This is a genomic window from Nocardia brasiliensis ATCC 700358 (assembly GCF_000250675.2).
GTDB classification, from domain to species: domain Bacteria; phylum Actinomycetota; class Actinomycetes; order Mycobacteriales; family Mycobacteriaceae; genus Nocardia; species Nocardia brasiliensis_B.
Genome location: NC_018681.1, coordinates 1,886,801 through 1,904,393, shown reverse-complemented (window position 1 = coordinate 1,904,393; position 17,593 = coordinate 1,886,801). Strand labels below are relative to the sequence as shown.

20 protein-coding genes are annotated in these 17,593 nt (G+C 68.0%); 11 read left to right on the top strand and 9 right to left on the bottom strand.

From position 1 onward, the window contains the following. Positions 1–6: 6 nt before the first annotated feature. Positions 7–849 carry a hypothetical protein gene (locus tag O3I_RS08475; protein ID WP_014982491.1) on the top strand — a complete coding sequence of 281 codons (843 nt, stop codon included), beginning with the start codon at positions 7–9 and terminating at the stop codon, positions 847–849. Here the strand turns inward: O3I_RS08475 and O3I_RS46020 are convergent. The 3 genes from O3I_RS46020 to O3I_RS08460 all read right to left on the bottom strand — a co-directional run bounded on the left by O3I_RS46020 (position 826) and on the right by O3I_RS08460 (position 3,134). Further along, positions 826–1,809, bottom strand: a complete 984-nt coding sequence (locus tag O3I_RS46020; protein ID WP_014982490.1) for a helix-turn-helix domain-containing protein — start codon at positions 1,807–1,809, stop codon at positions 826–828. The two genes, O3I_RS08475 and O3I_RS46020, sit on opposite strands and share 24 nt — an antisense overlap. Beyond that, positions 1,806–1,979, bottom strand: a complete 174-nt coding sequence (locus tag O3I_RS45420; RefSeq protein ID WP_167829116.1) for a hypothetical protein — start codon at positions 1,977–1,979, stop codon at positions 1,806–1,808. The genes O3I_RS46020 and O3I_RS45420 overlap by 4 nt, the downstream gene beginning before the upstream one ends. Before the next feature lie 192 nt (positions 1,980–2,171). Further along, complete coding sequence (locus O3I_RS08460) at positions 2,172–3,134, bottom strand: hypothetical protein (RefSeq protein WP_014982488.1); 963 nt, start codon at positions 3,132–3,134, stop codon at positions 2,172–2,174. A 421-nt stretch (positions 3,135–3,555) separates the two neighbouring features. On the opposite strand from O3I_RS08460, the gene O3I_RS08455 reads away from it, so the two are divergent. After that, positions 3,556–4,059, top strand: coding sequence for a GtrA family protein (locus O3I_RS08455; RefSeq protein WP_014982487.1), 504 nt, complete (start codon positions 3,556–3,558; stop codon positions 4,057–4,059). 4 nt (positions 4,060–4,063) lie between these two features. Here the strand turns inward: O3I_RS08455 and O3I_RS45415 are convergent, their stop codons facing one another. Further along, a complete protein-coding gene (locus O3I_RS45415; protein ID WP_167829115.1) occupies positions 4,064–4,201 on the bottom strand; it encodes a hypothetical protein in 138 nt (45 codons plus the stop codon). 138 nt (positions 4,202–4,339) lie between these two features. Here O3I_RS45415 and O3I_RS08450 point away from each other — a divergent pair, with 138 nt between their 5' ends. Further along, positions 4,340–4,549 carry a hypothetical protein gene (locus O3I_RS08450; RefSeq protein ID WP_014982486.1) on the top strand — a complete coding sequence of 70 codons (210 nt, stop codon included), beginning with the start codon at positions 4,340–4,342 and terminating at the stop codon, positions 4,547–4,549. Here the strand turns inward: O3I_RS08450 and O3I_RS08445 are convergent. After that, positions 4,546–5,874, bottom strand: coding sequence for an MFS transporter (locus O3I_RS08445; protein WP_014982485.1), 1,329 nt, complete (start codon positions 5,872–5,874; stop codon positions 4,546–4,548). The two genes, O3I_RS08450 and O3I_RS08445, sit on opposite strands and share 4 nt — an antisense overlap. 201 nt (positions 5,875–6,075) lie before the next feature. Between O3I_RS08445 and O3I_RS08440 the strand changes: the two genes are divergently transcribed. Further along, positions 6,076–6,951, top strand: a complete 876-nt coding sequence (locus tag O3I_RS08440) for an LLM class F420-dependent oxidoreductase (protein WP_014982484.1) — start codon at positions 6,076–6,078, stop codon at positions 6,949–6,951. Between the two features lie 55 nt (positions 6,952–7,006). Here the strand turns inward: O3I_RS08440 and O3I_RS08435 are convergent, their stop codons facing one another. Continuing rightward, the gene (locus O3I_RS08435; RefSeq protein WP_014982483.1) at positions 7,007–8,854 is read right to left on the bottom strand and encodes a Xaa-Pro dipeptidyl-peptidase; all 1,848 of its coding nucleotides are present in this window, start codon (positions 8,852–8,854) and stop codon (positions 7,007–7,009) included. A gap of 78 nt (positions 8,855–8,932) precedes the next feature. Further along, complete coding sequence (locus O3I_RS08430; protein ID WP_014982482.1) at positions 8,933–9,892, bottom strand: M64 family metallopeptidase; 960 nt, start codon at positions 9,890–9,892, stop codon at positions 8,933–8,935. Positions 9,893–10,073: 181 nt separating this feature from the next. Here O3I_RS08430 and O3I_RS08425 point away from each other — a divergent pair, with 181 nt between their 5' ends. Then, positions 10,074–11,669 (top strand): alkaline phosphatase D family protein, encoded by a 1,596-nt coding sequence (locus O3I_RS08425; protein WP_014982481.1) that lies wholly within the window; start codon positions 10,074–10,076, stop codon positions 11,667–11,669. A 126-nt stretch (positions 11,670–11,795) separates the two neighbouring features. Next, positions 11,796–12,455, top strand: coding sequence for a hypothetical protein (locus O3I_RS08420; RefSeq protein ID WP_014982480.1), 660 nt, complete (start codon positions 11,796–11,798; stop codon positions 12,453–12,455). On the opposite strand, the gene O3I_RS08415 is transcribed toward O3I_RS08420, so the two are convergent. Then, positions 12,452–12,751, bottom strand: coding sequence for a hypothetical protein (locus O3I_RS08415; RefSeq protein ID WP_141691699.1), 300 nt, complete (start codon positions 12,749–12,751; stop codon positions 12,452–12,454). The two genes, O3I_RS08420 and O3I_RS08415, sit on opposite strands and share 4 nt — an antisense overlap. 36 nt (positions 12,752–12,787) lie before the next feature. Then, the gene (locus O3I_RS08410) at positions 12,788–13,681 is read right to left on the bottom strand and encodes a cyclopropane mycolic acid synthase family methyltransferase (RefSeq protein WP_014982478.1); all 894 of its coding nucleotides are present in this window, start codon (positions 13,679–13,681) and stop codon (positions 12,788–12,790) included. Between the two features lie 264 nt (positions 13,682–13,945). Between O3I_RS08410 and O3I_RS08405 the strand changes: the two genes are divergently transcribed. The 5 genes from O3I_RS08405 to O3I_RS08385 all read left to right on the top strand — a co-directional run bounded on the left by O3I_RS08405 (position 13,946) and on the right by O3I_RS08385 (position 17,590). Beyond that, positions 13,946–14,740 (top strand): DUF1460 domain-containing protein, encoded by a 795-nt coding sequence (locus tag O3I_RS08405; protein WP_014982477.1) that lies wholly within the window; start codon positions 13,946–13,948, stop codon positions 14,738–14,740. A 126-nt stretch (positions 14,741–14,866) separates the two neighbouring features. Then, positions 14,867–15,727, top strand: a complete 861-nt coding sequence (locus O3I_RS08400; protein ID WP_167829114.1) for an SGNH/GDSL hydrolase family protein — start codon at positions 14,867–14,869, stop codon at positions 15,725–15,727. Between the two features lie 22 nt (positions 15,728–15,749). Then, complete coding sequence (locus O3I_RS08395) at positions 15,750–16,151, top strand: hypothetical protein (RefSeq protein ID WP_041563533.1); 402 nt, start codon at positions 15,750–15,752, stop codon at positions 16,149–16,151. Between the two features lie 28 nt (positions 16,152–16,179). Continuing rightward, positions 16,180–16,473 (top strand): ANTAR domain-containing protein, encoded by a 294-nt coding sequence (locus O3I_RS08390; RefSeq protein WP_014982474.1) that lies wholly within the window; start codon positions 16,180–16,182, stop codon positions 16,471–16,473. Between the two features lie 103 nt (positions 16,474–16,576). After that, complete coding sequence (locus tag O3I_RS08385; RefSeq protein WP_014982473.1) at positions 16,577–17,590, top strand: YdcF family protein; 1,014 nt, start codon at positions 16,577–16,579, stop codon at positions 17,588–17,590. Positions 17,591–17,593: the final 3 nt, after the last annotated feature.

Here is a 17,593-nt window from a genome sequence, read left to right as displayed (position 1 = left end):
CCTTGCATGAGCTCTGTCGACGTTTCCCTGTATCCGGTTCAGTGCGATATCCAACCGCGGCAGGCGGATCTGGGCCGGGACGGCACCGCGAGCACGACCGCGCTGGCGCAGTGGCTGCTGGAAGCCCGCAGACGATTGCAGTTGCCTCGATTCGAGCGACTCGTGCGCTCCGGTGCGTTCGGTCCCTTCCAGATCGTGCTCGTCGGTGAGCGGGCCGAACGGCTCGCGCCGGTCCGCCTCGCAGACCCGGATATCTCGGTGCACACCGGTATCCGGCGGTTCGGCCGGTCGTCGTTCACCTACGAACAGGCGGTGTTCGCGGGCACCGAGCGGGTGGGCCGCGGCGGGGCGACGATCCTGCTGCTCGGCCCCGCGGGACCGCTCGCGCTGCCGGACGAGATGATCGCCGATCTCACGGCTCTGTCCCTCCCGGATTCGACCGAACCGGCTCCCGCTCGGCCGGCGGTCGAGCGCCGAAGCCGTGACCATTACTCGTTTTTCGCGCCCTTGCGGGCACGGATCGCCGACGTCGATATCAATCAGCACGTCAACGCCATCGTCCTGGCGACCTGGTACGACGAGGCGGTTGCCGCTTTCACGGCCGCGGCGCTCGGCGTGGCGGGCCTGGTGCCCGATCTGGCGCCGACAGCGCACCGCATCGACTACATCGGCGAGGTCACCTATCCCGGGGATTATGAAATCGGTGTCGTGGTCAGCTCTTTCGAAGCCGATACCGTGCACTACGAACTCGGCATCTTTCGCGGCGACACGTGTTTGGGCGTCGCCGATCTCACCGGACCGCGCGGCGAGCTGACCCCGCAACCTTCAGCAACCGACGTCCCCCACTGAGCGGGCGTAGTCGACCGGCGTTCGACCGTAGCGCTTCTTGAACGCGCGGACGAAGTGACTGCTGTCCGAAAAGTGCCAGCGCGCAGCGACTTCCGCGATGGTCGGCCGCCGTCCGGGGCGGGTGAGCGCGCGCCGCGCCGCGTCCAGCCGCCGGTGCCGGATATAGGTCGCCGCGGGCTCCCCCGCCTCGGTGAAGGCCCGCTGCAACGTGCGCACCGAGACGTTCAGTTCCCGCGCCAACATCGCGGGCGACAGGTCCGGATCGGTGAGGCGACGGTCCGCCAGATCCTTGGCCGCCCGGACGAGCGCGGGCCGGAACTCGGCCTCCGCGTCGTCGAACCGCCCCGCCGGCACGGCCCTGGCCAGCTCGAGCAGCGCGTCGTGCGCCGCGTGCACACCGGCCGGGCCGAGCGCGGTCACGGTCTCCTGGACCATGGTCGTATGCGCCATCAGCAGGCGCATCTCGGCCGAATCCGCCGAGCCGAGGCTGCTCCGATTCCGCAGCCGCGAGTCGAGCACGGCCGAGGGCAGCGTGAGGATCCGCACGGTGGTGTCCGGCACCGCGCCGAAATGCAACGGCGAACCGTACCGCAGCAGGAACTGTCCACCCGTCACGCGGTATTCATCGTCACCCGGCATGCCGCCCAGCGTCCAGGTGCCGCGCCGCACCACGTACATCCGCACCTGATCCGCGTAGCCGTACGGGGTGCCCGCGGTGCGGATGACGGACGCGCTGTCGAGATCGGTGACCGCCACGTCGCGCACCTTCGCGACCCGGGTCCGTACCCGGAAATCGCCCCGGGTGGTGGAGCTGAACGTCGGCAGCGGGAAGGCCGAGCCGACCTCGGTGAGCCACCCGTGGCGGAAGATGTCGAAACCACGCGAGACGCGGGCCGGGTCGGTGGAGTCCAGGGCGAAACCGCCGCGTGCGTCGCCCCGCTGCGTATCGGTGTTGTTCATCGGCGGGCGCCGTCACCCTCGTAGCGCACCGCGTCGAGTTCGGCGTCCGGCCGTTCCCAGCGGTGATCGGCGAACCGGGACCAGAAGGTGCCGACCCGCTGCGGCGTCCCGCCGATCACGTGCTCGAACTCCTCCGTACTCGCTCGAGCTGGCAGCGCATCACCGGTCACGGGATCCAGTATCGCTGCGAACCACACCGGACGCGACGTGCCCGGACGAATCGCCCGGCTGACCGGCAAACCTGCACGAGGCGCCGCGATCACCGCAGCAAGCGGCCCGTGGTGGCGAGCACGGCCCGGATGACTATATGCACAGGCCGACCCGAATTCGAGTCGGCCGGTGCCAGTGGCGAATAGGCGGTATCAGTTCAAGCCGGTCACCTCTTGGGCGATCGCGGCCAGCCGGGTCTGCGCGGCGGAGATGACACCGTGCCGGTCCTTGTGCTCCTCCTCATAGGCGACGATCGCGCGGATGTCGGCGGGCGAGGTCAGGTCCTTGATCGCGGCGACGGCCTGGGTCACGTTCAGGTCGGCGTAATCGGCGATCGGTAATTCCGCCGGTTCGAGCACGCCGGTGCTGGTACGCAACGAGTGGACCGCATCGGCGGCACCGCTCGCGCCTTCACGACGGGCCACCTGCTCGGCGGTCTCCAGGACCGCATCACGGGACGCGGCAAGCGTTTTCACGGCGACATCACCCGCGTACGCGCCCCTGGCGAGCAGCTCTTCGAGCGCGGGCGGTGCGCTGCGGAAAGTATCCAGCGCCCGGTCGATACCACGCGCGGACCAGGTCACCGGGATGTTGACCAGCTTCACCGCGGTACCGGCGGCCGCCTGGAACGGCGTGCGGCGCAATGCCGCCGGGCCACCGAGCGCGTCCTCGGCCAGCACGGTGGTGAGCCAGTCGACGGTCGCCGAGTGCGCGGCGATCAGCCGGTCCGCCAACGCCACGATCCCGGCGTGCTCGGCGGTGGTGGCCAGCGCCTTCAGGTAGCGGGCACGGTCGAGCAGCTGATGCTCCAGGACGAGATCGCCGAGCAGCGCTTCGTCGAACGGCTGCGCCTGCTCGCCCATCGCCTTGACCGCAGCGACGGCCCGGCCGAGGAAGGGGCCGATTCTGGTTGGTATACCGCCCAATTCGCGCAGGGCGGCTTCGATGGCGGCGGCGCGAGCGCGGGCGTTGCCGGCGTTCTCGGACAACTCCCGGCGCACCGCGTCCGTGCGCGCCTGTGCGATGCGGGTTTCGGCGACCTGGATTTCGGTGTTGGTCAGATCGCGGACAGCGCGCAACTGCGCCAGCAAGGTGGTGGTGTCGCGTGTGCTCATGAAAATCTTTGTCCTTCGACGTGGATATCAGGTCGGCGCAACGGTGCACCACTAGAACGACTACCCGTCTGGGCCGTTCGAAACATTGCGCCCCAACATCTTCGGTCCCGCGCCCGCCGATCGCTCCGGTATCCGGCCAGGCCACAAGCACTTTCGAGCACCCCTGCGGTACCACCTCCCGATCGAGGCCCTTGGCCTGGCGCCCCCAGGCCTACCAGCCGCGCGGTCGACGGCATTCGCGCCACGCGGTCCGCACCGAAGCCGAGCCCTGATGCAGCCACCCTGACGCGTGCACTCCCACGCGACCACCAGGGGCCCGGCGGGTCCGCACGATTCGATCTTGCCTATACGTATACATCTACGTATAGTCAGAGCATCGCCGAAGCCGGTGGTACCGAGACCTACGTTCGATCGGAAGACCATGACCGTCCTGCAGACCACCCAGCCGGGGATGCTCCCCTACGCCACGCTGGCCGATCGGTACCAGGTGCTGCGCGCGGAATGGCAGACGGCGCTCGCCGGACCGCTACGGCACCTGCGAAGTGAGCACGCGCTGGCCCAGCTCGTTCGGTTCGCCCTGGTCGGGGGTGCCAGCAATATCGCCTACGTGTTGCTGTTTCTGGCCATGCACGGCAGCGGCCCCCTGGTCGCCAACATCGCGGGCTCCCTGACGAGCACGGCGATCGCGAACGAACTGCACCGGCAGCTCACGTTTCGCGCGGCAAGCCGCGTCGATTGGCGCACCGCACAGTGGGAGGGCGGCGGGCTGGCACTGCTCGGCCTCGGCATCAGCACTGCGGCCCTTGCCGGACTGGACTTCTGGGCACCGGGCCTCAGCGACACCGCACAGGCGGGCGCCGTGCTCGTCATCATGGCCGCGGTCGGCGGGTTGCGCTTCCTGGCGCTGCGCTCGCTCGTGTTCTGAAGGGTCAGATCCGGTCGTCGCCTTCGTTGGCCGACGGGTTCCCGGTCGAGAGGGAGGTGTCGTCCTTGCCGCGCGACCGCTTGCGGAACAGCAGCACGGCGGCGACCAGCACCACCAGCGCAATGATCACGATTATCTCCATGATCAGGTGCTACCCGGCATATCGGTGGTTATTCGCGGCGGCGATGCATCTTTTCCCGCACCCCGGGTACGCAGCGTCAAGCACGCCGAACCTACTCGGCGCTGCCGGACCGCAACGGACTCGAACACAGGAGGATTGATGGTCTCCCAGGACACGATCGCGCAGCTACGCCAAGACCTCACGACGGCCTCCGACGCGGGCGACGAGGCGGCAGTGACCCGCTTGCGCGGCGAGCTGGACAAAGCCCTGAACGCCCAGGGCGCCGAACCCGAGGCGCGCGAAGACCCCACCGCCACCACCGAAGACCCGGCCGCCAACATGGACTACGAGGGCGACACCCCCAACTAGGCCACCGTGGTGGGCTCGTCCTCGTGCGCGATGGTGCGCAGGTCCAGACGGCGGGTCTCTCCCGCCCAGAGGAACGCGGTGGCGGTGCAGGCCAGCATCGCGCACAGCAGCAGCGAGACGGGGACGGTGGACGGGTACCGGTCCAGCAGGGCGACCCCGATCAGCGGGGTGAGCGCCCCGCCGACGACGGTGGCGAGCTGATAGCCCAAAGACGCTCCGGTGTAACGGACTTCGCTCGGGAACAGCTCGGCGAAGAACGGTGCCTGGATGCCGGTGAGCAGGCCGTGCATGGTGAGTCCGATGGTGATCACCACGGTGATCACGGTCCACCGGCCACCGTCCACCAGCGGCAGCGCGAGGAAGGCCCAGAGCGCGATCAGCCCGGCCAAGAGCACGCTGGTGGGCCGTCGCCCGAACCGGTCGCCCACCGCGCCCCCGGCCACGATGGCGGCCGCCTGGAAGCACGAAGCGATCGTGATCGAGGACAGCACAGTGCTTTTCGGCACATGGACGACCTGGGTCAGGTAGGCGAGCAGGAAGATGCTGAAGGTGTAGTAGGTGGCCTTCTCGCCGACGTCCGCGAGCGCGGCGATGAGCACCTGTTTGCGAAAGCGGCGCAGCACGATTCGCACCGGCGCGTGTCCGGACCGGCCCGCGGCGCGGGCCTGTGCCTCCAGGAAGATCGGCGACTCCTCCACCGCGTGCCGCAGCCAGAGGCCGACCAGCACCAGCACGATCGAGAGCAGGAACGGGATCCGCCAACCCCAGGCCTGGAATTCGGCGTTCGACACCCCGAGCCCGAGTACCGCGAGAACGCCTGTGGCCAAGAGGTTTCCGAGTGGACCGCCGGTTTGCGGCCAGCTGCTCCAGAAACCGCGATGGGCGGGCGAGCCGTGCTCGGCCACGAGCAGCACCGCACCGCCCCACTCCCCGCCGAGCGCGATGCCCTGCACCAGTCGCAGCAGCACGAGCAGCAGTGGCGCGGCGACCCCGATGCTGGCGTAGGACGGAATCAATCCGATCGCGACGGTCGCACCGCCCATCAGCAGCAACGTGATCGATAGGGTCCGCCGCCGCCCGAGCCGGTCGCCCAGATGCCCGAACAGCACGCCACCGAGCGGCCGCGCCAAGAACCCGACCGCGTAGGTCGCCAATGCCAGCAGCACCCCGACCAAGGGATCGTCTGCCGGGAAGAACACCTTGTTGAAGACCAGCGCGGCAGCCAGACCATAGAGGAAGAAGTCGTAGAACTCGATGGTCGTCCCCGCCACGCTGGCGGCGACCACCCGGGCGAAACGAGCACCGGAGGTGGGAGTGTCGGTCATAGTCGAGCATCCAGTCGATCAGTGGTCGCGGTGACCTGTCGACTATGCCGCCCGCGGCCACGACCCGTCCCGAAATTCGTCGGATCAATTCGACCGTAATGTCGCACTGCCGAAACGCGGTCGCATGCGAGTACTTGACTTGGAGTGCACTCCAAGTCGTAGCGTGCTCACCGAGAGTCTTCGACAGACAAGGGGCTGGTCATGGAACTCGGTTTGCATCTTCCGATCTTCGATATCGACGGTGGCACCACGGCCATCGCCGGTGAACTCGCCCGGGTCGGCGCCGCCGCGGAGGCGGCGGGCGCGACCTGGTTGTCCTTCATGGATCACTACTTCCAGATCGAGCCGACGGGCCTGCCCGCGGAGGCGAACATGCTGGAGGGTTACACCTCGCTCGGCTATCTCGCCGCGCACACCTCCACCGTCGAACTGGGCCTGCTCGTCACCGGCGTGACCTATCGCCATCCCGGGCTGCTCGCCAAGATCGTCACCACCCTCGACGTGCTGTCCGGTGGCCGGGCCGCGCTCGGCATCGGTGCCGCGTGGTTCGAGCGCGAACACCGCGGGCTCGGGGTGCCGTATCCGCCGCTCGGCGAACGGTTCGGGCGGCTGGAAGAAGCGTTGCAGATCTGCCGGCAGATGTGGGATCCGGAGCACAACGGGCCGTTCGAGGGCACGTATTACCAACTGGCAGAGACGCTCTGCGCCCCGCAGCCGATCTCGAAGCCGACGGTGCTGATCGGCGGCAGTGGCGAGCGCAAGACCCTGCGCCTGGTCGCACAGTACGGGGACGCCTGCAATCTGTTCGGCTCCTCCCCGGAGGACGTCCGGCACAAACTCGACGTGCTGCGCAGGCACTGCGACGACGTCGGCCGGGACTACCGGGACATCCGGGTCACCGTGATGGCCAACAACCCACGCCCCGACCCGCAGCGCCGCGACGAATTCGTCAGGCAGATGGCCGATTACTCCCCGCTCGGCGTGCACACCGTCATCATCACGCCGACCACGGGCGCGCCCGCCGCGTGGATCGACGCCATGGCGCCGGCGGTCAAGCAGCTCGCCGAACTCGGCTGAACCGCAACGAATCCGGCCTACCCCACTGCGGTAGGCCGGACCGTGCGAGACCGGACTAGCCGGTCGCGACGTTGAAGACGCCCTGCCCGCCGACCACCGGGAAGGTCACCTTGGTCTCGGTGAGGTTCACCGAGAACCCGGGGCCCGGTTTGGGTCGCAGGGTGTACTCGTTGTCACTGGACAGGATGACCACGCCCAGCTTGTGTCCTTTCGGCAGCAGATAGTCGTGCGGCTGCATGGACAGGTTGATCGAGTACTGCGTGCCCGGCGTGATCGGGGTCGTCTTGCCGAGCGAGTCCCGGTTCTGCGGATCCACCCAACCTCTCGTGATGATGCGGGATTTCCCGTCCGGTCCCCGATCCACCAGCAGCGCGGTGACATTGGCGGCCGGCCGCTGGAAGGTCATCCGCAACGCGACATCGACTGTGCCGCTTATCCGCAGCGCGGACCTGGTCGCTTTGGTGTAGTAGGCCAGGCGATTCGGGGAGCTGGGCGCGGCGACGAGGTCCGCGGCCGTCTTGCTCGCGTCGTCGTCGAGCGATTCCGGCGGCGCACCGTTGGCGCCGCCGATCGGCACGAGGCCGCCTGCGGTGCGGCCACCGGGTGTGAACTGCGCGATCGCCGCGGCGGCACCGGGTGCGGGCCATTCCGCCTCGTTGACCCAGGACTTGTCCTCCCGCTGGATGGTGGCCTTGGGTTCCCGGTCGATCCCGTTGTTCTGGCCGAGCAGATACTTGCTGAACCAGCGGTTCACCGTGCGCAGCCATTCGTCGCGGCGCAGGCTGATCGGGTCTACGTGGCCGGACTGGTGCAGCCAGATCTTGTGCGGGATATTGGCTTTCGTGAGCGCCGCGTACCACTGCGCGACATGCTTGGTCTTGACGTTGAAGTCGTTGAGCCCGTGCACGGCCAGCACCGCGGCCCGCACCTTGCCGACGTCGTTGAGGTAGTCGCGCTCCTCCCAGAACTTGTTCACATCACCGGTGACCCGGTCCTGGTCTCGTTCTAGCTGGTCGATGACCGGCTTGCAGATGTTCTGGTCCGCCCTGGTGTAGACGTAGCGGGCCAGCACGTCGGTGTCTTCACCCTGGTACGTGCCGGGCGCGACCACCGCACCGGCGGCGCGGTAGTAGTCGTACCAGCTGCTGATCGCGGCGATGGGCACGATGGCCTCCAGGCCGGGTACGCCGGTCGAGGCGACCGCGTTCGGCAGCGTCCCGTTGTAGGAGACGCCCATCATGCCGACTTTGCCGCTGGCCCAATCGGCTACGGCGCGCTTGCCCTGCTCGTCCCTGGCCTCGGCCCGGCCGTTGAGCCAGTCGATCGGGGCGCGGGCGCCGATGGTCTCGTTGCGCGCGCCCGAGGTCGGGCAGCCGGTGGACTTACCGGAGCCGAGCGATTCCCCGTACATCACCGCGTAACCGCGGGACAGGAAGTACTCCTCGTACTGCCAGGTGATCTGCCCGTTGGCCAGCGTGATGCCCGCGACCCGCAGGTCTTCGGCCACCCGCGCGCGCATCTCGCCGGGCGCCTTGGCCATTCGGCCTTCCGGCCCGCCGGGCACGTAGAGCTCGACGTCGACACCGTGGTTGGTGACGTCGTTGCCGCCGGAGAAGTACGGGCTCGCCTGGTACACGACCGGCAGCTTGCCGGTCGCCCCCGCCGGACGGACGACCTGGATATGCACCTCGTCGTCCTTGCCGTCCCGGTCGCTGTCGATCGGCGCCCGGACCCACAGGTCCTTGCGGATCGGCGCGGCCGCGTCGAAGACCGGCTGGGCCTCGCCGCCGGAAAACGATGGCCCGCTTGCCGGTTGCGCCATCGCGGGTGCGCCGCACAGCAGCATCGCACCCACCGCGCTCACCAGGGCCAGTCGTTGCCACGGTCTGGGAATCGCCGCCATAATCCACTCCTTGTCATCCCCCGCGCGACCTTTCCGCGCGGGGCTCGAAAAATTCACTGGCTCAGAGGAATTGCTGGATCAGGGCTTGTTCGGCGGAGCCTTCCGCTCGATCGCGGCCTTCATCGCGTCCAGGCCGATGAGGTTGAATTCCCGTCCGAGCGCTCGCATCAACGAGTTCTCCGTCGGCCGGTACACCCCGCGCTTGTGATAGACCGCGCCTTCGTAGGTGCCGACCACGCCGCCGTCGGGTGAGGGTTTGCCGAGGTACTGGTACCACTTGGTGCGCTTCTGCTGCATCTGCGCGCTGGCGTAGATCGAAGCGTTGACCTCGCGCGGTTCGCCGCCGGTGTAGCGGTCGTCGGGGTAGTCGTACTCGTCGGCCAATCCGCCGATGGTGTGCCCGAGTTCGTGCAGCACGATCTGCCCGGCCGCGGTATTGCCACCCGACGAAGTGGCGACCCGGCCGCCCGCGCCGCCGTATTTCGTGGTGTTGGCCAGCGCGACCACCTGGTCGACCTCGGGTGCGAGCCGGGCGAACTGCAGCGCCTTGTTCTCGTTGACGCAGAGCAGCCGCTCCGTGCCGCCGCACCAGAAGGTCATGTCCAGCGCGGTATTCCGATAGGTGCCGCGGGGATCGTTGTCCACCCCGGACTGCTGGGACACCACGTTCACGGCCCAGACGTTGAAGGAGTTCTTGTACGACTTGAACGGTTCGACCTGGGTCAGCTCGTTCCAGCGACTGGTCGCCTGCTGCTTGTATTTGCCCAGTTCGGCCGAGGTATAGCCGTCACCGACGAAGACGAGATCGAAGCGCTGACTCGACGGGCCGGTCTGCTGGATCGGCACCACATCGGCCTGTACCGCCGAGCGCGGGGCCGGGGTCTGGTCCTGGACCGGTGTGACGACCCGGCTGATCGTGCCGTCGGGCGAAAAGACTTCTCGCTCTTCGTATTGCGTGGCGGATCCGGTGGCGGTGGACAGTCCGGCGATGATCACCGTGCCGAACATGATGGTGGACAGACGTCGTAGCAGCGGCATGACGAAACTCCTGGAATGGTCCGCGAATTCGAGCGAAACGGCGGTGGCGCCCCGTCTCTGGATGCGTCGAACGCCTAATCAAGGAACCACATCCGGGCGAGCAACTCGACTGGCGCACAACTGGGGATCGGCATCCGCGTTCCGGACCCGGCCGCCGCCCGGCGAAGTAACGTCGGAGTGCATGGCGAAGCTGCTTTTGGGGCCGGTGTTACGGCACGTCGACACCACCTCGGCGACCGTCTGGGTGGAGACGGACAGTGCGTGCGAAGTAGATGTTCTGGGCTTGCGCGCGAACACCTTTCAGGTCGGCGAGCAGCATTTCGCGCTGGTGCTCGTCACCGGATTGACGCCGGGCACGTCGACGCCGTACGAGGTGCGACTGGACGGGGTATCGGTGTGGCCGGAGCCCGAATCCCGTTTTCCGGCCTGCCGGATCCGCACCCGACCTGTCGAGAAGATCCTGTTCGGCTCGTGCCGGGCGGCCAAGGCGACGGCGCACGCCGAGGCGGACCCGGTCGGCCTCGACGCGCTGGACGCCTACGCGGCCCGCATGCGGGAGTTGCCCGAAGACCGGTGGCCCGACGCCTTGCTGCTGCTGGGCGATCAGGTGTACGCCGACGAGCCGACGCCACAGCTGCGGGCCTGGTTGCACCAACAGCGCGGTGACCAGGAACCACGGGGTGAGGTGGTGTCGTTCCGGGAGTACGGCGAGCTGTATCACGAGACCTGGAGCGATCCGGAGATCCGCTGGCTGTTGTCGACGGTGCAGACCTCGATGATCTTCGATGACCACGACATCCGCGACGACTGGAACACCTCGCGCACCTGGCGTACGCGGATGGCGGAAAAGCCTTGGTGGCGCAGCCGGATTCGCGCCGGGCTCGCGAGCTACTGGGTGTACCAGCACATCGGCAATCTCGGACCGGCCGAACTCGCGGACAACGAGCTGTACCGCGCGGTCACCGCGTCGGGCGCGGATGTCCGCACCCTGCTGGAAGATTTCGCCGAACGCGCCGATCGAGAAGCAGACGGGCGCAGGCCGACCCGCTGGAGTTACCGGCGCGATTTCGGCCGGATCCGGCTGCTGATGATCGACACCCGCGGCGGACGCATCCTCGACGGTCAGCGGTTGATGGTCGGGACCGAGGAATTCGACTGGATCGAGGCGAACGCCGCGGGCGAGTTCGACCACCTCCTCATCGGATCGTCGTTGCCATGGCTGATGCCGCACGCGCTCAGCCACCTCCAGTCGCTCAACGAACGCGCCGCGAACCAGCCTGGGCTGCGCGGCAGGCTCGGCGAAAAGCTGCGGCAGGCGGCAGATCTGGAGCATTGGCCCGCGTTCCGCGGATCGTTCGAGCGTTTGGCCGGACTGATCCACCGCATCGGTACCGCACCCGACGCGCCGCGCACGATCTGCGTGCTGTCCGGCGACGTGCACCACAGCTACGCCGCCCGCGCCCACTACGCACACCCGACGAAATCTCAAGTGCTGCAACTGGTGTGCTCACCCGTGCACAATGACCCGCCGAAGCGGTTCCGGCCCGTGTTCGCCCTCTCGTGGGCCACACCGATCGCCTCGGCGCTGCGGTGGCTCGCCGACCGGCGGGGCATCTCCCCGGACCCGGTGCGCTGGACCAAGGTGAGCGGTCCGCATTTCGGGAACTCGATCGGCGCGCTCGACATCACCGGCGACGCAGCCAGGTTCACCCTGGAGACGGCCCGGGAAGGTGTCGGCCTGGTCGAGGTGGGCCGGCTGGACCTGACGACGGACTGACCGCACACGCGCACGGTGGCGGGAATCACCGACAGCGCCGCGTGACGACCGTAGGCTCGGTCGTGTCGATCCGACAGCGGGCAACCACCACGTTGTCACGCGGGCAGAACGGAAGGACTGAAGGCAATGCTGCGGAAGTTCCTCGATCAGGGTGTCGTCTCGTTGATCGACCGGTCGGCGCGGCTACAGAAGCCACTGGTGGACAAGTACGTCGGCTTCGTGCAGGGCAGGCATCCGGTCGAATCGCCCGATCAGATCGTCGAGCGGCTCGGACGGCACTACTTGATCGCGGTCACCGCGAGCGGCGTCGTGGTCGGTCTGAGCGCGGCCGTCCCCGGCGTCGGAACCCTGGTCGGGCTGGCCGCGGCCGGCGCCGACACGGTGTTCTTCATCGAGGCCTCGACGGTGTACACGGTGGGCGCGTCGGAGGTCGCCGGGAGCAAGACCGCCGCGCCGCGACCGCCCCTGGTCTCCGCGGTCGTGCTCGGGCAGGCGGGCACCGGGGCGCTCGGTGCGGCGGGCCGTTCGGCCAAGCAATGGGACACCATGCTGGCCAGCAAGCTTCCGGTGCTGCGCCGGATGGACGATTCACCGATCAAACGATTCGTCGTCCAATTCATCGTCAAACGCGGTGCGCTCGCCTTCGGCAAGGTGATCCCGGCCGGGATCGGCGCCGTCGTCGGCGGCGTCGGCAACCACGCGCTGGCCCGGGGCGTCATCAAGAACCTGCACGCGGCACTCGACGACCCCGCTCGACCCGACCAGGTGGTGGTCGCGGACGCCTAGTGGCTGGTCCACGCCGCGTCGAAGTTCGGATGGCCTCGATAGACGTCGAGGAAGAGATCGAGCACCTCGCGTAGCGCGTGTTCGGCGGTCTCGGCGCGCCCGTACCGATACATCACCAGCACACCCGCTTTCGCCTGCGCCTCCGCGGCGAACCGGGTGCCCGCGTCGGTGTCGTCGATCGACACCTGTGCCGCGTGCCGCAGGTCCTCGCCGATGCGGGCGACCAGAAACGATTCGGCGGCCGCGGGCAGGGCCGGCGTCCGCGCCCGGTCCACGCGCAGGTCTTCAGTAGTCATGGGTCACGCTCCCTCGTAGTGGCGAACAGGCACGACCTAGTGGCTGAGGTGCACCCCCTTGGCACAGGTGAACTGCATGACGTCGATGTGCCCGACCCGAAAGTGGTGCGCACAGCCGGTGAAATAGCGCAGATAGGTCTCGAAGGTCTGCGCGCCGACCAGCGCGACGGCCTCGTCCTCGCGCTCCTGCAGCGCCGCGGCCCAGTGGTCGAGCGTCTTCGCGTAGTGCAGCCGCAACGGGTGGATCCGGGTCACCGCGAAACCGGCCGTCTCGGCGTATTCACGTACCCCGCGCGGGAATCGACCCCACGGGATCGGCAGCTGACCGCCGGGAAATATCTCGGTGCGGATGAACCGCATGAAGTCGATGTCGCGCCGGGTGAGCGGAATGCCGTTGGCGCGCATATGGTCGAGCCCGTACACGACGATCGTGTGCAGCAGCATGCGGCCGTCCGGACCCAGTGCGCCGTAGGCGAAGTCGAAGAAATCCGCATAGCGTTCCTGCCGGAAATGCTCGAAGGCGCCGATGCTCACGATCCGGTCGACCTGCCCGTCGAATTCCTCCCACCCTTGCAGCCGGACCTCCGCGTGACCGCCGCTCGCCCGCTGATCCAACTGCGCCTGCACGTAGTCGCGTTGATTGCGGCTCAGCGTGAGACCGATGACGTTCACGTCGTACTTTTCCACTGCGCGCAGCATTGTCGCGCCCCAGCCGCATCCGACGTCCAGCAGCGTCATTCCGGGTTGCAATGCGCACTTGTCCAGTGCCAGATCGATTTTCGCCCGCTGCGCCTGCTCCAGGGTGTAGCCGGACTCTTTCCAGTACGCACAGCTGTAGGTGCGGCTGGGGTCGAGAAACAGCGCGAAGAAATCGTCGGACAGGTCGTAATGGGATTGCACCTCGGCATAGAACGGGGCGTGACGACTCATGCAGCAACCTCCAGGAAGTTCGAATGTGGTGGCCGGGCCGGAGCATCGGAGAACTCGCCCACCACCCGCGCGACAAGGCGGTCCGAGCGACATCGAGTTGGAGCCGGGCCCACTGGGCCCACTGCGCGATCACAACGGAGTCGCAGCGCGGGAGCACCCGGATGACCGGAATATATGTGATGTACGTCACATATCAACTGGGGATTTCCGGATACCGTGGGGAACGCCGTCGTACCTCGATCGACTCCTGGAGGCGCTTTGCGCATGCTCGCCCGTGTCCTGCTCGTCCTGTTCACGCTGGTCATAGGCGCGGCGACCGCGCTGCCCGCGGCCTCGGGCACCCCGGACGCCGCCTTCGACGACGCCACCGCGCGCAGGATCGATGACGCGCTCGCGGCCCGGGCGGGCGCACAGAGCAAAGGCGACTCGATCGAGCGGGTCTCGCGGCCCTTCCTCGGGACGCCGTATGTCGCGAACACGCTGATCGGCTCCGCGGGCCAGGCCGAGCAACTGGTGGTCGACCTGCAGCGGGTGGATTGCTTCACCTACCTCGACTACGTCGAGGCGCTCAGCCGCTCCACCACCCGGGACGAGTTCACCGCCAACCTGATCCAGACGCGATACGCCGACGGCGTCGTCGACTTCGCGCATCGCAAGCATTTCTTCAGCGATTGGGCGCACACCCCGCGCGTCGCCGCGACCGACATCACCCGCTCGCTCAGTCCGGGCGCGGTCACCGTCGCCAAGCGGCTGAATGCGAAAGCCGATGGTGGGCAGTTCCTTCCGGGGCTACCGGTGACCGATCGGGACATCACCTATATTCCGGGCGCCGCCGTCGACGACACTGTCATCGGTCAGCTGCGTACGGGCGATTACCTCGGCGCTTATTCCGACACTCCCGGCCTGGACGTCACCCACGTCGGGATTTTCGTCATGACGCCGGCCGGTCCGATGTTCCGCAACGCGTCGTCGCTGGCCGAGAACAACAGGGTGGTCGACTCACCGTTGGCGGAGTACGTCCGGTCGGTGCCGGGCCTCGTGGTGTTCCGCGCGCAATAAGCCGGTCGCCTCGGTTAACCGGCCCGACACTTCCCTGCGGTAATACTGGAATTCCCTGCCGAATCGAGGTTCGCCGTGTGGCAACACACTGTCCGCTGGTCTGCCGCACTGGCCACCGTTTTCGCAGTGGCCGCCGCACCCGCGGCGGCGCAGCCGACCGCACCGGCCTATCGCGAATATGTTTCCCTCGGTGACTCTTTCACCGCGGACGTGCTCACCGCGATCCCACCGGCCACCGAATTCGCCCCGTTCAACTGCGACCAATCGGCCACGAACTATCCCCGGCTCGTCGCGGCCGCGCTGTCCGTCCCGGTCTTTCGCGATGCCAGCTGCGGCGGCGCGAAAACCGCGGACATGACCGCGCCGCAAACGGTGCCGCTCGGCACCAATCCCCCACAGCTGGACCGGCTGACGCGCACCACCGACCTCGTGACGCTGAGCATCGGTGGCAACGATCTCGGCCTGCAAGAGCTGATCCCGCAATGCCTTTCAGCCGCGGCTCTGCTGCCCGGCCTGCCCGGCGCCGGTGGTTGCGCCGCGCGGCGGACCGCGACTGGCCGCGATCCGATCGAAACCCGCACCCGCGCCACCGAATCCGAGGTCGTGGCGACGATCGGCCGGATCCGGCAACGGGCCCCGCACGCGCGGATCCTGCTCGTCGACTACCTGGACGCGCTCCCGGCCACCGGGTGCGTGCCCGAACTGCCCGCCACGGACGTCGACGCGGCTTACCTGCGGGCGCAGCTCGTCCGGCTGAACACCATGCTCGCCGATGTCGCCGCGGAGACCGGTGTGCAACTCGTCGACACCTTCGCCGCCACGACCGGCCACGACGTCTGCCAAGCACCCGACGTGCGCTATGTCGAAGGGCTGCTGCCTTTCTCGGCCAGGAACCCGCAGTTGGCCGCCTTCCCGTTCCATCCCAACGCGGCCGGCGCGCAGGCCCAGGCCCGCGCGGTCCTCGACGCGATCGGCCGTCCCGCGTGAAGACACGGCGCAAACTGGTGTGGTGACAGACGACCCGGGGCAACTGATCGTGGTGGACGCCGCGAACGTCGTCGGCTCGCGGCCCGACGGCTGGTGGCGCGACCGTGCGGGTGCGGCCCGCAGATTGCTCGCCAAACTGACCGTGCTGGATCAGCGCCTGACCGAACCGGCCGAGGTGGTGGTCGTGCTGGAGGGCGCCGCGAAAGCGGCGGCGCAAGACGCCCCGGACGCGCTGCGGGTGGTGCCGGCCTACGGGTCCGGGGACGACGCGATCGTCGGCGTGGTGCTGGCCGCCGTCCAGGACGATATCGACCGGACGATCATCGTCGTGACCGCCGATCGCGGTCTGCGCGAGCGGGTCGAGGCGCTCGGCGCGGACACCATCGGGCCGCGCTGGCTTTTGGACCTGATCGAGCACCCATAACCTGGCGATCACTGGGTAGTCAGCCGACATGAACAATGTATTCGAGGAACGTGGCCAACCGTCCCTCGGACGCGCCTTACCCGAACTCTTGGCCGCGCGGGCCGTGATCGAGCAGGCCAAAGGCGCGTTGATGTTGGCCTACGGTATCGATGCCGAGCAGGCGTTCGGGATGCTGCGTAAGCGCTCGCAGGCAACGAATGTCAAGCTCAGGGAACTCGCCGCGCAGCTGATCGCCGAATTGCCGAGCCTGGATCTGGCGCCGCCGGAGTTGCGGCGCAAGGTCGACCATCTGCTGCACGGGCCATCGCAAGCCGAAAACTGAACGACCGGAAACCCGTTGGGACCAAGCGGACAATTCGCGCCCGACGGCGTCCTGACCGAGGCCCCGATGTAATCGGACACCGCCCTGGCGCTACCGTGCGCGGGTGATCCTGCTCACGGTCGGCCTGATTCTGCTGGGTATTTTCGCGTTGCGCTTCCATCTGGATCGTCGGCGGTTGAGCAACGGGATCTATCTCCTGTCGGGTGTCCTCGTCCTAGGGGCGTGGGCGATCGGGTCGGGCGATCAGGTGGACCTGACGCTGGCCCTGGCCGGCCTGCTCGTGGTGCTCTCCCCGCTGGCGGTGCTGGTACTGGCGGGATTGCTACTGGCCAACGGCATGCAGATGCTGCGCCGGGAAGGGCTGCGGATCGCGAACCTGCTCTCGATCGGGCCGGGCGTCGTGCTGCTCGCGCCCTACGTGCTGCTCGGGGTCGCCATCGCGACCGGCAGCCTGCGGTCGGTGCTGCTCGCGTCACTGCTCATGGCCGTGAGCTACTTCGGCTTCGTGTTCACCGGCTTCGTGCTGTATTCGCTGCTCTACGGCCGGCTGCCGTACCAGCCCGGCATGGACGCGATCGTCGTGCACGGCTCCGGCCTGGTCGGCGCGCGGGTGCCGCCGCTGCTGGCCGCTCGATTGGATCGCGCCGCCCAGATCTACTGGGCCGAGCTGGCCGAAGGCCGCAAACCCGTGATCATCACCAGCGGCGGCAAAGGCTCCGACGAGGCGGTCTCGGAGGCGGCGGCGATGGCGGACTACCTGATCGCCCGCGGCATCCCCGAGGACAGCGTGGCGCGCGAGGACAAGTCCACCACCACGCGGGAGAACCTGCTCTTCATCAAGCGGCTGCTCGGCGAGCGGAGCACCACCACCCGAATGGTGCTGGTAACCAGCAACTTTCATATCCTGCGCACCGCGATTCTGGCGCGCAGACTGCGCCTGGACGCGGAGGTGACCGGCGCGCGGACCGCCTTCTACTACCTGCCGAGCGCCATTCTGCGCGAGTTCATCGCGATCGTCGTCGCCTACAAGTGGACCAACGCCCTCACCTGTCTGACGCTGGTAGCGCTGCCGCTGGTGCTCGGTTTGGCCGCCGGCGAGTCGCTCACCGGCCGGTGAGCG